General features: G+C 38.1%; 10 protein-coding genes. 6 read left to right on the top strand and 4 right to left on the bottom strand.

Going from position 1 to position 14,405, the window contains the following annotated elements; genetic code table 11:
• Positions 1-6: 6 nt before the first annotated feature.
• Entirely contained in the window at positions 7-1,551 is a 1,545-nt protein-coding gene (locus tag INP94_RS08635; protein ID WP_197543344.1) for a type I restriction-modification system subunit M, read from the bottom strand.
• A 137-nt stretch (positions 1,552-1,688) separates the two neighbouring features.
• Between INP94_RS08635 and recB the strand changes: the two genes are divergently transcribed.
• From recB to INP94_RS08610, 5 genes are all read left to right on the top strand, one after another.
• Positions 1,689-5,330, top strand: coding sequence for an exodeoxyribonuclease V subunit beta (gene recB / locus INP94_RS08630; RefSeq protein WP_197543343.1), 3,642 nt, complete (start codon positions 1,689-1,691; stop codon positions 5,328-5,330).
• On the top strand, positions 5,330-7,264 hold the full coding sequence (gene recD / locus INP94_RS08625) for an exodeoxyribonuclease V subunit alpha (RefSeq protein ID WP_197543342.1): 1,935 nt from the start codon (positions 5,330-5,332) through the stop codon (positions 7,262-7,264). The genes recB and recD overlap by 1 nt, the downstream gene beginning before the upstream one ends.
• Before the next feature lie 3 nt (positions 7,265-7,267).
• The gene (gene grxB / locus INP94_RS08620; protein ID WP_197543341.1) at positions 7,268-7,915 is read left to right on the top strand and encodes a glutaredoxin 2; all 648 of its coding nucleotides are present in this window, start codon (positions 7,268-7,270) and stop codon (positions 7,913-7,915) included.
• A 129-nt stretch (positions 7,916-8,044) separates the two neighbouring features.
• Positions 8,045-8,815, top strand: a complete 771-nt coding sequence (locus INP94_RS08615) for a threonine/serine exporter family protein (RefSeq protein ID WP_014065357.1) — start codon at positions 8,045-8,047, stop codon at positions 8,813-8,815.
• Between the two features lie 4 nt (positions 8,816-8,819).
• Complete coding sequence (locus INP94_RS08610; protein ID WP_049365508.1) at positions 8,820-9,281, top strand: threonine/serine exporter family protein; 462 nt, start codon at positions 8,820-8,822, stop codon at positions 9,279-9,281.
• Between the two features lie 428 nt (positions 9,282-9,709).
• Here INP94_RS08610 and dxs read toward each other — a convergent pair whose 3' ends face one another.
• The 3 genes from dxs to xseB form a co-directional block, all read right to left on the bottom strand.
• A complete protein-coding gene (gene dxs, locus INP94_RS08605) occupies positions 9,710-11,563 on the bottom strand; it encodes a 1-deoxy-D-xylulose-5-phosphate synthase (protein WP_197543340.1) in 1,854 nt (617 codons plus the stop codon).
• 69 nt (positions 11,564-11,632) lie between these two features.
• Entirely contained in the window at positions 11,633-12,526 is an 894-nt protein-coding gene (gene ispA / locus INP94_RS08600; protein WP_197543339.1) for a (2E,6E)-farnesyl diphosphate synthase, read from the bottom strand.
• 3 nt (positions 12,527-12,529) lie between these two features.
• Positions 12,530-12,772 carry an exodeoxyribonuclease VII small subunit gene (gene xseB, locus INP94_RS08595; protein WP_049368737.1) on the bottom strand — a complete coding sequence of 81 codons (243 nt, stop codon included), beginning with the start codon at positions 12,770-12,772 and terminating at the stop codon, positions 12,530-12,532.
• A gap of 167 nt (positions 12,773-12,939) precedes the next feature.
• Between xseB and thiI the strand changes: the two genes are divergently transcribed.
• Complete coding sequence (gene thiI, locus INP94_RS08590) at positions 12,940-14,391, top strand: tRNA uracil 4-sulfurtransferase ThiI (protein WP_197543338.1); 1,452 nt, start codon at positions 12,940-12,942, stop codon at positions 14,389-14,391.
• The last annotated feature ends 14 nt before the right edge of the window (positions 14,392-14,405 follow it).

Raw genomic sequence — 14,405 nt, 5'->3', positions numbered from 1 at the left:
GTGTTTTTACCCCTCAATCTCCGCCACAATCTTGTCAATTTCTGCACGCAAGCGGTCGATGTTGGCAACGGTTTGTTTAATTTCTGCGTTGAGTTTATCGATATCAATCACTTCTCGGGTGTCTTTTTGTTCCACATAAGAATTCACCGCAAGGTTATAGCCATTTTGTGTGATTTTTTCAAAGGACACGGATTTAGCCAAATGCGGCACATCTTCTTTATCGGCAAACAGTTTGATAATTTGCTCAATATGTTCCTCTTCCAAAATATTGTTATTGGTGGCGGATTTAAATAAACCGCTGGCATCAATAAATTGGGTTTGGGTATTGGGTTTATGTTTGGAAAGCACCAAAATATTCACCGCAATACTGGTGCCGAAAAATAGATTGGGCGCTAAGGCAATTACCGTTTCTACATAGTTATTATCCACCAAATATTGACGAATTTTTTGTTCCGCACCGCCGCGATAAAAAATGCCGGGGAAGGAGACAATCGCTGCGCGACCTTTTGCCGAAAGATAACTTAACGCATGCAAAACAAAGGCAAAGTCCGCTTTAGATTTTGGTGCGAGTACGCCAGCAGGGGCGAAGCGTTCATCGTTAATTAGAGTTGGATCGTCTGAGCCAATCCATTTCACGGAGTAAGGCGGATTAGAAACGATAGCATCGAAGGGTTTATCGTCACCAAATTGCGGATTCATTAAGGTGTTGCCAAGGGCGATATCAAACTTGTCATAGTTGATGTTATGTAAAAACATATTCATACGGGCAAGGTTGTAAGTGGTGTGATTAATTTCCTGCCCGAAGAATCCCCCTTCAATGATGTGTTCATCAAATTGTTTTTTAGCTTGCAATAATAAAGAACCCGAACCGGCAGCAGGGTCGTAAATTTTATTGACCTTGTCTTGTCCATATAGAGCCAGTCGAGCAATTAGCTTGGAAACGCATTGTGGTGTAAAGAACTCGCCACCCGACTTACCAGCATTGGCGGCATAGTTGGAAATTAAAAATTCGTAAGCATCACCGAATAAATCAATATGATTATCTTCAAAGTCACCAAAATCTAACTCGGCAACGCCTTTTAATACGGCGGCTAGACGGCTATTTTTATCGGCAACGGTATTACCCAAGCGGTTGCTGGTGGTATCAAAATCAGCAAATAAGCCTTTGATATCCTGTTCGGAAGGGTAGCCTATGGCGGAGTTTTCGATATCTGTAAAAATGCTTTTTAAATCTGTATTTAAATTCGGATTAGTATTGGCTGTCGCTACGATATTTTTAAATAATTGGCTTGGGTAAACAAAATAGCCCTTGGTTTTTACCGCATCTGCTTTAATTTCTGGCGTGATGATGTCATCAGATAAACCAGCGTAGTTAACGCTTTTATCACCACCTTCAATGTAGTTGGCAAAGTTTTCGCTGATAAAACGATAGAAAAGCGTACCTAAAACATATTGTTTAAAATCCCAACCATCGACGGAACCGCGAACATCATTAGCAATTTGCCAAATGCGGCGTTGAAGTTCTGCGCGTTGTTGAATTGCTGCTGCCATAAAATCCTCAGAATATTTTGTGTCACTATTAAGATATAAATGCTCAAAATTATACAGGAAATAAATAATAACTAAATGAATTTCTATGGAAATTCCTCTACAATAAGAACACACTAATGTTTCCAAAAAAATAAAAAATGAGCCAAAAATCAACCGCACTTAATGCCATTTCGTTACCTTTAAATCAAGTCAATTTAATTGAAGCTTCAGCAGGTACAGGGAAAACCTATACCATTGGTTCTATCTATCTTCGTTTACTTTTACAAGCTGGAGAAAATTGTTTTTCTCGTCCATTAAATGTGGAAGAAATTTTGGTGGTAACCTTTACTGAAATGGCGACGGAGGATTTAAAACGTAAAATTCGGGAACGTTTAACCGCGGCAATTTCGGTTTTTTCTGAATATTATGAAAAGCAAGATAAAGCGATTTTTACTGGAGAACATCAATTTTTAGCGGAGTTATTACCTTATTTAGAGGATATTCCGACCGCACTTCGCCGCTTAAAGCTGGCCGAGCAAAATTTAGATTTAGCCTCCATTTATACCATTCACGGTTTTTGTCGCCGAATGCTGATGCAACATGCTTTTAATTCAGGTGTGCATTTCAATTTAAAACTTCTCAAAGATCAGTCTGATTTACTCAAACAATTTGCAAATGAATTTTGGCGAGAGCATTTTTATGATTTACCTTTCCATTTGGCTGCATTTATCTCAAAAGAATTAAAGTCGCCAGAAGAGGTATTGAATGATTTAGGCTCAAATATTGGGAATGATTTTTCTATAAAACTGGATAAACCAGAACTATTAGAAGTGTCATTAACAGATTTTTTGCAAAAAACTATTGCTAAAAATGCGGAAATTATTGAAAAGATTAAAGATACTTGGTTAGAAAGTGCGGTTGAAATTCGAAACCTTTTTGATGAAGAAGTCGTGAAAAAAGAGAAATCTTGTTTAAATGGAAAAACACATTCAAGTAAAACAATTTTATCTCTTGTCGATGAGGTCACCTCATGGGCAAAAAATAGAGCAGATATCACCTTAAATGAAACGCTAGTAAAAAAATTTACGCAATCGGCTTTAGATAACGCGGTCAACGCACCTTTCAAGAAAAAAGGGGTGAGAATAACGCATCCAGCCTTTGAAGAGATTGAAGCTTTAATTGAAGAAATTCAACCAAGTGATTTATTTAAAAAAATCATTCTCTATCACTATCGTCAAGGTATTCAAAAGAAACTCCTTGAATACAAAGCGAATCATCCTGAAAAATCTTTTGATGATTTATTACGCTTATTGAAAGAAGCACTATATGGTGAGGGGGGAGAACAGTTAGCGGAGTTAATTCGTTTTCAATATCCTTTTGCCATGATTGACGAATTCCAAGATACGGATGCGTTGCAGTATCAAATTTTCTCGAAAATTTATCACAATAAAACCGCGTCCGGTAATGTTGGTTTTATGATGATCGGGGACCCAAAACAGGCGATTTATCGTTTCCGTGGTGCCGATATTTTCACTTATTTAAAAGCAGCGGACGAAGCGAGCGAGCGTTTTAATTTAAGCATAAACTACCGTTCATCCAAAGCTTTAGTGGAAGGGGTAAATCGATTATTTGATTTTAAAAATGAGCCTTTTATTTATAAAAACATCGAATTTTTAAATGTCGGCGCAGCCAAGAAAAATCTTGTTTTTCAGTTGAATAATAAACCTGAACCAGCCTTCCGTTTTTACATTAACGATAAAGAAAAATCCACCCTGCAAGATTATGCGAAAGCTTGTGCGACATCGATTCAGCAATGGTTAAAAAGTGCGGCTGAAAATCCGGTTGTTTTTCCGAATGAAAGCAAAGCGGAAAATAAAACATTGCGAGCAGAAAATATTGCCGTTTTGGTGCGTGGTTATACCGAAGCGGATCTGGTGAAAAAAGAATTGCAAGCACTCGGTATTGCTTCGGTTTACCTTTCGGATAGAGGAAATGTCTTTGAGAGTAACACAGCAAAAGAACTGGCTCTGATTTTGCAAGCTTGTTTGAGTGTGACGGAACGCCCAATTTTGAATGCCATTGCGACCGCACTTTTCGGCTTAAATGCAGCTGAAATTCACCAAATTCACCAGGATGAAATTCAGTGGCAACGTTGGGCAGAAAAATTTGCAGAGTATCAACAAATTTGGCAACGCCAAGGCGTATTGCCGATGTTGCACCATTTACTTTTAGCTGAAAATATCACAGAAAAACTCTTATCTCGGCCTGATGGCGAGCGCAAACTGACGGATTTATTACATTTAGCTGAAATTTTACAGCAAGCAGCCGCATTAAATGAAAGTGAAGCAGCATTATTGCGCTGGTTTGAAAAGCAAATTCAAGATAATGGTCGTCAAGAAGCACAAATTCGTTTAGAAAGCGAACGTCAGTTAGTGAAGATTGTGACTATCCATAAATCCAAAGGCTTGGAATATGATTTGGTTTGGTTGCCGTTTTTAGGAAATGCGGCGAAAGACCCAACTAAAAAGAAACTATTTAATTTATATTACGATAAGAAACAAAACAAAACTTTGTGGGATATGCAAGATCAACACTTGGATGATTTAACAGAAGAAGTTTTTGCGGAAGAATTGCGTTTGCTTTATGTAGCATTGACTCGAGCAAAATACCAAATGGCCTTTGTGTTACCGAAAGCCTTTGATAAAAAATGGAATGCTTTATTGTATGTTTTAACGCAAGGTGAAATTGGTCGAAAACTCGATTTGCCAGCTAATTGGGATACTCAACCGTTATTGGAAAAATTTAAGCAACTTTTACCTAATGATGTAGAGATTGAATCAACCGATGTGTTACAAGCCAGTGAACCACTTACCTTAAATGTTTCTCAAGAAAATTTAAGTGCAGAAGTTTTTCAAGGTGAAATTGAACAAGATTGGCGAGTGACGAGCTTTAGTGGCATTGAACAAACTCATCAACGTAAAGCTTATTTGAATGAAAGTGCGGTGAAAAAATCGCTCATTTTTGATGATGCGAAAGATTATGATACATCGATTTTAATAGAAAATATCACTGAAAATCTGACCGCACTTGCTCATGATAATGATGAAATGGTTTTAGATTTCCCTCGGGGAACACAAATCGGTACGTTATTGCATCGTTATTTTGAAAAGGTGCCTTTTGCTCAACTGGCAGAGAAAGAAAACATTGAAAAATTATGTCAGGATTTGAATCTTGCCGAAGAGCAGTTTGCAGCAGTTCAACAGTGGTTTGCACAAATACTCAGCACACCAATTTTGCCAAATAATGATCTTACCCTTGCTCAAATTAACGAAAAACAATGCTTAAAAGAGTTGGCGTTTTATCTCAATATCACAAGCCATTTTGATGTCGCAGGTTTTAATCGAGCGTTAGCAACCTTACATCATTTGCCATCAGAACTGTTACAGTTTGATAATATTCAAGGCATGGTGCGGGGCACGATGGACTTAGTTTTCTGTCATCAAGGTAAATATTATTTGCTTGATTACAAATCGAATTTCTTAGGTGAGACATTAAAGGATTACGATCAAGCTGCATTGAAAAAAGCCATGTTAGAGCATCACTATGATTGGCAATACTTGTTGTATGTGGTGGCATTACACCGTTATTTAAAAACACGTTTACCTAACTACGATTACAACCGAGATTTTGGTGGTGTGGTCTATGCATTTTTACGTGGAATGAATGGTTCGCCGCAGTCGGGCATCTTTTTTGATAAACCAGATTGGCAATTAATCCAACAATTAGAGGAATTATTTTAATGTTAAGCCTATTAAAATCCTTGCAAGAACAAGGTGTGATTACTCAAGGCGATTATTATTTTGCTCAATTAATTGCTGATAAACAAAAAGATAAAGGCTATGCCGAGCCCGTACAAAATTTAGCGATTTTATTAGCCGCACTTTGCAACTGGAGCTATACGCAAGGCAATACTTGTTGTGTGTTAGATCGTTTCTTAGAACGTAATTTATTTGGTTTGGCTTATCGTCATACTGAAACAGATTTTTTGCTGCTGATCAATGAAAAGATCGGTTCACTTCCTGTATCAAAATGGCAATCAGCCTTAGTGGGGCATATTGCTTTTACACAAGATCCTGAAAATCAGATTGCGCCTCTCGCATTTCAATTTGGGGCGATTTATTTCTATCGAGCTTGGCAAGATGAATTCCGCGTTGCGCAATATATTAAAAACGCATTGAAAAATGACCGCACTTTATCGGTAGAACCGCAACAAATTCGAACCTTATTAGATCGTTATTTTCCTCAACAACAAGCACAAGTTGATTGGCAAAAAGTAGCAGTCGCAACGGCAGTAAAAAGTCCATTTTCTGTGATTACAGGTGGACCAGGAACAGGGAAAACCACGACAGTCACTCGCTTGTTATGTGTATTACAGGAATTATTTGGTGGCAAACTTCACATTAAATTGGTCGCACCAACGGGAAAAGCCGCGGCTCGTTTAACGGAATCTATCGAAAACGCTTTGGCACAAATGCCGATTTCAGATGAATTACGTGCATCCATTCCTAAAAGCGCAGAAACGTTGCATCGTTTGCTAGGTGTTCGACCTTTTACCGATAGCGTAAAATATCATGCACACAATCCATTGCAAATTGATGTATTAGTGGTGGATGAAACCTCAATGATTGATTTGCCTATGATGGCGAAACTGGTGCAAGCGTTGAAACCCGAAACGCGTTTAATTTTATTGGGTGACCAAGCTCAATTGGCTTCTGTGGAAGCTGGCGCGGTATTAGGTGAAATTGCACAATTTTTAACGCAAGATTATAGTCCTGCTCAAGCTGATTATATTCATACAACAACAGGCTATACCGTTCCAATTTCAGATGAACATAGTCCGCTGCGTGATGCTATTTGCCATTTAACCTTTAGTCGACGTTTCCGAGACGATTCTGGTATTAAACAACTTGCTGAGCAAATTCAACAGGGAAAAGGTGAGGGCAGTGTAGCAACCTTTGTGGAATATCCACAAGAGTTACATTTTCATCATTTTGATGAAGAACAAGACGTTAAAGAATCGGTTCGCCAAGTAGTGAAAAGTGCGGTTGAAAATTACCGTGTTTATTTAACCCAACTTCAAACTTATTTTGCTCAGAAGAAAGATCTCAATGCAAAATTTATAGATGAAAAGGGCAACGAAAAAACTTATGCAGAAGCGATTTTAGACAGTTTTAATTCGGTGAGATTTTTGACTGCACTTCGAGCTTCGGCATTAGGTGTGGAAGAATTAAATCGTGAAATTGCTTTAGCATTACGAGCGGAGAAATTACTTTGGTTCCGTCAAGAAGACGATTGGTATATTGGTAAGCCAATTATGATTACCGAAAACGATCATAACGTGAAACTGTATAACGGTGATATTGGCTTGTGTTTAGCTAAAGGCAAAGTATGGTTTGGCAATCGAGAAGTTTCTACCAGTCGTATTCCTGCTCACGAGCCTGCATTTATGATGACAATTCATAAATCCCAAGGTTCGGAGTTTGAACATACCGTCATGGTGTTACCAACAGAACCTAATCCAGTGCTTTCACGAGAGCTGGTATTTACCGGTGTCACCCGTGCGAAAAATCAGCTTTCCGTATTTGCCAATGAAAAAATCTGGCAAAGTGCGGTCAGAAATACCGTAAAACGACAAAGTGGATTAGGAAAATTATTACAGGAAAAAGAGGAGTAAAAAATGAAATTATATGTTTACGATCATTGCCCGTTTTGTGTGCGAGCCCGCATGATTTTCGGTTTAAAAAATTTACCGGTAGAACTTGTAGTGCTGGCAAATGATGATGAAGCAACGCCAATTGGTTTAGTGGGCAAAAAGGTTGTCCCCATTCTTATCAAAGAAGATGGTACCGCGATGCCAGAAAGTTTGGATATCGTGCATTATGTAGATGAGCATTTTGGTGAAAAAATCCTATCTGAACAAGTTCGTCCTGAAATTGAAGCATGGTTAAAAGAAGTCGGCAGTTATTATGGTCATCTTACGACTGCACGCTTTACGCAAATTGGCTTAGCAGAATTTGAAACCCAAAGTGCGGTCGATTATTTCACTAAAAAGAAAACGGAATTTATTGGGGATTTTGCTGAAAATATCGCGAAGACAGAAACCTATCTCGCTCGCTTAAAAGGCGATTTAGAGAAATTAGCTGTATTAATTCAATCTGAAAATGCCTTAAACGGCCAACTTTCTCTTGAAGATATTATCGTTTTCCCGGTATTACGAAATCTGACTTGTGTGAAAGGAATCGAATTCCCACCAGCGGTTTTAGCTTATATCACGAATATGGCTAAGTTAAGCGATGTGCCATTGTATTTTGATAAAGCTATTTAATCTCAGCTGATTAATAGGGCTTTGAAATACTGAAGTTTTGACTTGGATCATAGGTGCGGTCATTTTTTCAGTATTTTTTATTCATCGATCTATAATCTCTAACGTTTACTTTAATAAGAGCGCAGAGATATGGATCAGGAATACCAACGAGCGGTTACCCGTATTTGTGTGGAAACCGCTTTGTTACTGTTACAGCATGGAGCAGAAAGTGCTGTCGTCGTACAAATGGCACAGCGATTAGGTGTAGCTTTAGGCATTGAAAGCGTAGAGTGTGCTTTAACGGCAAATGCCGTCTTATTAACCACACTTTCTAAGCAACATTGTATTACCACCGTGCGGAAGAATGTCGATAAAGGCATTAATATGCAAATTGTTACGGATGTTCAGCACATTGTGGTTGCCGTAGAGCATCACTTGTATGATTTGTCCATGGCTCAAAAGAAACTGGATAAATTAAAACCATTAAAATATAACCGTTATTTGGTGGTGTTTATGATTGGTTTATCTTGTGCCTCTTTTGCTCACCTTTCTGGCGGAGATATCACAATTTGTGCAATCACCTTTATTGCTTCTGCCATTGCCATGTTTGTTCGACAAGAAATTTCTAAACGTCATTACAATCCACTCATCGTTTTTGCCATTACCGCTTTTGTTGCCTCACTGATTTCCGGTGTCAGTTTGAAATATAGTTTAGGTAATGATCCTCATATCGCATTAGCTTCTAGCGTTTTATTACTCGTCCCAGGATTCCCATTAATTAATTCACTTGCAGATATTTTAAAAGGGTATGTCAATATGGGAATAGGACGATGGACCATCGCTACGGTTCTCACTTTTGGTGCTTGTTTAGGTATTGTCTTTGCATTAGATCTTTTAAATATTGTTTCGTGGGTGGGGTAATAGAATGTTTTTACTGAATTTACTCGACGATATGCTTTTTGCAGCCATTCCAGCAGTAGGATTTGCCTTAGTATTTAATGTTCCACCTAAAGCCTTAAAGTATTGTGCTATTTTAGGCGCGCTTGGGCATGTCACGAGAACTTTATTATTGCACTTTGGAGTCCCGATTGTTTTTGCTACGTTTTTCGCCACTTGTGTGATTGGTTTTATTGGCGTGCATTTATCTCATCGTTATTTAGCCCATCCAAAAGTCTTTACCGTCGCGGCAATTATTCCAATGATTCCGGGTGTTCATGCTTATAAAGCGATGATTGCTATCGTACAAATTCATCATTATGGCTTTTCCGATACATTATTTGAGCAAATGATCAGCTCTTTTATCAACACCAGCTTTATTTTGGGTGCCCTTGTTTTGGGCCTCGCCTTACCAGGATTATTGTTCTATCGACAAAAACCGGTCGTGTAAAAGAGAAGTGTTTTGATGAAATGATTGAATGGTTTTTTGTATAAGATGTATTAATATCCCTACCTATGATATCTAGAAAATATTCATAAATAAGAGCCATGTGGATAAAGCTAAAACTTTTATCGTATTATCAAGACAGATAAGTAGAAGTAGAAATATAATTAGAACTAATAGAAGCAAAAAAATCAGATTTATATATTTTTTAATATTTGCTCCAAATTTAAACCATACGTTTTGTTACCTCCCCAAAAGAAAAAACCGCTACTCAAAACTTGAATAGCGGGGAGGTCTTAATTTATAAGAAACTTCAAAAAGATAACTGCAATATGCAGTGCACTAGCAATGTATCAGACTGTGTGTTTTTGAAATAGTTCGATATTTTTGAAAAAATTTTTAAAAATATCAAAATTAAACCAAAATGAACGAATTTAGCCCTTTATAAAGGCAATAATTTGCTCTTCAATCCCTTTTTCATCTAATTTAATTTCAGCAAGCGCTTCTTGTTGTGTACCTTGAGGAATAAAGATATCAGGTAAACCAAGTTGTAAAAGTGCGGTTGTTTTTCCATGAGAATTTAGCACTTCGGAAACAGCAGAGCCTGCTCCACCTTGAATCGCATTTTCTTCCAATGTCACAATGAAGTCGTGGGTATCCGCCATTTCTAGAATGCGAGATTCATCAATTGGTTTCACAAAGCGCATATCGACAACAGTTGCATTGAGTTTTTCTGCCACAGATAAAGCAGCAGGTAAGAGTGTGCCAAAATTCAGAATCGCGATTTTTTCACCCTGACGAACTATTTTTGAACGACCAATTTCTAATTCTGCAAGTGGGGTTAATTCTACGCCGATTGCATTTCCACGCGGATAACGTACCGCAGCTGGTTTACCACATTTATAACCAGTATAAAGCATTTGGCGACATTCATTTTCATCACTTGGGGTCATAATGATCATGTTCGGAATGCAGCGCATAAAGCTTAAATCAAAAGCACCTTGGTGAGTTTGACCATCAGCACCTACAATACCAGCTCGGTCAATGGCAAAAAGAACTGGTAAGTTTTGAATGGCAACATCGTGAATAAGCTGATCATAAGCACGTTGTAAGAAGGTAGAATAAATTGCCACAACAGGTTTATAACCGCCAATTGCAAGACCCGCTGCAAAGGTAACAGCATGTTGTTCAGCGATGGCAACATCAAAATATTGTTGCGGGAATCGTTCTGAAAATTCTACCATGCCAGAACCTTCACGCATTGCAGGAGTAATACCGACTAATTTATCGTCTTGTTCTGCCATTTCACATAACCAATCACCAAAGATTTTTGAATAAGTTGGTTTGGCATTTGATTTAGGAAGTTGACCGCTTGTTGGATCAAATTTTGGTACGCCATGGAAACCAATAGGGTCTTTTTCTGCAGGCTCGTAACCTTTTCCTTTTTTGGTTTTGATGTGTAAGAATTGTGGGCCTTTAAGATCGCGCATATTGCTTAAGGTAGCAATTAATTCATCAATATTATGCCCATCAATTGGTCCAATATAGTTAAAACCGAGCTCTTCAAAAAGCGTACTTTCTGGAGAGAACATCACGCCTTTCATGTGCTCTTCGGTTTTCTTCATAAAGTTTTTAACAGTTGGTACTTTATCTAAGATTTTTTTACTGCCGTCACGAACGGTTGAATATAATGAACCAGAGAAAATACGCGCAAGGTGATTATTTAATGCACCGACATTTTCAGAAATCGACATTTCATTGTCATTTAAAATGACCAACATATCAGTATGTAAAGAGCCCGCATGATTTAAGGCTTCAAATGCCATTCCCGCAGTGATTGCACCATCACCAATTACACAAACAGTTTTGCGACCTGCATTTTCACGTTCTGCCGCAACAGCGATACCCAGTCCTGCACTGATTGAAGTAGAAGAGTGGCCAACACTTAATACATCAAATTCACTTTCTTCACGCCAAGGGAAAGGATGAATTCCGCCTTTTTGGCGAATGGTGGACATTTGATCTCGACGCCCAGTCAAAATTTTGTGTGGATAAGCTTGATGGCCCACATCCCAAATTAATTGATCAAAAGGAGTTTTAAAAATGTAGTGTAATGCAACCGTTAATTCAACGGTACCAAGACCAGAAGCTAAATGACCACTGGTTTGACTAACGGATTCCAACAGATAACTCCGTAACTCCTGACAAAGTTGCGGAAGCTGATCTTTATTTAAAAGACGCAAATCTTCCGGCGAATTAATTAAGGATAAAAGAGGATAGTTGTTCATATATTCGTTAGTCCTAAAATGTGAAAAAAGTGACCGCACTTTGAGAAATTAGAGTCTGTGCTGTCACCATTAACTTTTACGATTGACAATAAATTCAGCTAATGCACGCAATGCAGTGGTATCAAAAGGTAAATTGTCTAATTCATGTAAGGCGGTTTGATAGAGTTCTTGTGCTTTTTGTTTCGCGCCCTCTAATCCTAACAGTTTTGGATAAGTGCTTTTATCTAAGCCTAAATCAGATCCCACCGGTTTACCGATTTCTGCACTGTCGCCTTCAATATCTAAAATGTCATCTTGTACTTGGAAAGCTAAACCAATAGCTTGTGAATAACGTTCTAGTTGTTGCTCTAATTCTTTGTTTTCAAAGTGAGGCGAACAGATAAAACCCAGTTTCAATGCGGCCGTTAGCAATGCACCCGTTTTATTGCGATGAATAAGTTCTAATTCGGCTAAATTAACTTGTTTATGCTCAGAAATTAAATCTAAACTTTGTCCTAAACACATGCCTTGTACGCCAGATGCTTGAGCTAAGACTTTCACTAATTGCAATTTTTGTTCAGCAGAAAGAGAAGGGGCTTCAGTAAGAATTTCAAAGGCAAAAGCTTGTAATGCATCGCCAGCTAAAATAGCCGTAGCTTCATCAAAAGCGATATGACAAGTTGGTTGACCTCGACGAAGTTCATCGTTATCCATTGCAGGCAAATCATCATGGATTAAAGAATAGGCGTGAATAGATTCAATGGCTGCCGCCGCGTAATCTAAAGCAGGCGTTTCAGCACCTAGCATTTTACCCGTTGCATAAACAAGGAAAGGACGAACGCGTTTTCCACCTAGTAATAAGCCATATTTCATGGCATCACGCAAAGGGGCATTATAAGAGTCAATTTCTTCAAATTGATTGGCTAAAAACTGATTAATACGATCTTGAACTTGTTTGAGTTCAGTGCTGAATTGGTAACTCATGGATTACTCGTCCCCTTGATAATCATTTAATGGGGCGGTTTCGCTTTTTTGTAACAAAATTTGAATACGTTGTTCTGCTTGTTGTAAGCGTTCTTGACCAAGTTGAGCCAATTTAATGCCGTTCTCAAATTCTTTCAGCGCATCTTCCAATGGTAATTCACCGCTTTCAAGTTTTGTCACAATGGTTTCTAATTGTGCAAGTGTTGTTTCAAAATCAGGTTCAGCATTTGCTGGTTTACGCGCCATTAAATTATCCTTTTCAGATGAATAAATTGCTCCGTATTGTACTTGATTTTTATAGGGATGTTAAAAACTTATTTCAAAGTGCGGTCAGTTTTTCGTGAGAATTTGAACTTTGTGGGATCTGGAATTTAGCGTACAATACGGCCATTTTTTATTATTCACTGATTATTATGAAATTTATCGTTAAACTTTTTCCTGAAATTATGATTAAAAGCGAAACTGTGCGTAAGCGTTTCGCAAAAATTTTGACCTCTAATATCCGCAATATTTTACAAAAATATGATGAAGAAACAGCGGTTGTTCGTCATTGGGATTACATTGACGTGCGGTCAAAAAATGAAGCCAATCGTGAAGAGTTGATTGCGCTTTTAAAACGCATTCCAGGGATTCATCATTTTTTAGAAGTGGAAGAAAAACCGTTTACCGATTTACATCATATCTTTGAGTTGACCTTAGCGGATGTTGCAGCTCAACTTGAAAACAAAACCTTTTGTGTACGTGTAAAACGTAAAGGGAAACATGATTTCAGTTCTATTGAAGCAGAACGTTATATTGGCGGTGGTTTAAATCAGCATATTGAAAGTGCAAAAGTACGCTTAAAAAATCCTGATGTGACGGTACGTATTGATATTGAAGATGACAAAATGATGCTGGTAAAAGCTCGTCATGTTGGCTTAGGCGGTTATCCAATTGGGACGCAAGAAGATGTGCTTTCATTGATTTCAGGGGGCTTTGACTCTGGCGTATCTAGTTATATGCTTATTCGCCGTGGTTCACGTGTGCATTATTGTTTCTTCAATTTAGGTGGGGCAGCCCATGAAATTGGTGTGAAACAAATGGCTTATCACATTTGGAATCGTTATAGCTCATCTCATAAAGTCCGCTTTATTGCGATTCCTTTTGAAGGCGTAGTGGGCGAGATTTTAGAGAAAGTCGATAACGGCCAAATGGGCGTCGTGTTAAAACGAATGATGGTACGCGCTGCAAGTAAAGTTGCACAACGTTTTGATATTCAAGCCATTGTCACCGGCGAAGCTCTCGGACAAGTTTCGAGCCAAACCTTGACCAATTTACGTTTAATTGATGAAGCATCTGATGCGTTAGTATTACGTCCACTTATTACCCATGATAAAGAACAAATTATCGCAATGGCGAAAGAGATCGGTACAGATGATATTGCTAAATCAATGCCTGAATTTTGTGGGGTGATTTCTAAAAATCCAACGATTAAAGCCGTACGTGAAAAAATTCTTGAAGAAGAAAATCACTTTGATTTTGGTGTGTTGGAAAGTGCGGTTGAAAATGCACAATATTTAGATATTCGTCAGATTGCAGAAGAAACAGAGAAAGAAGTGGTGGAAGTGGATACCATTTCAGTGCTTGGTGAAAATGATATTATTTTAGATATTCGCAGCCCAGAAGAGACAGATGAAAATCCATTTGAATCAGACGAGCATCAAGTGATGCAATTGCCGTTTTACAAATTATCTTCGCAATTCGGCTCATTAGATCAAAGTAAAAACTATGTGCTTTATTGTGAACGAGGTGTGATGAGTAAACTGCAAGCGCTTTATTTAAAAGAAAATGGTTTCACGAATGTGAGAGTTTTCGGGAAAAAATAAGCCAAAAATGACCG

The organism is Haemophilus parainfluenzae (assembly GCF_014931395.1).
Taxonomy (GTDB): domain Bacteria; phylum Pseudomonadota; class Gammaproteobacteria; order Enterobacterales; family Pasteurellaceae; genus Haemophilus_D.
This window is presented reverse-complemented; position numbering and strand designations above follow the sequence as displayed.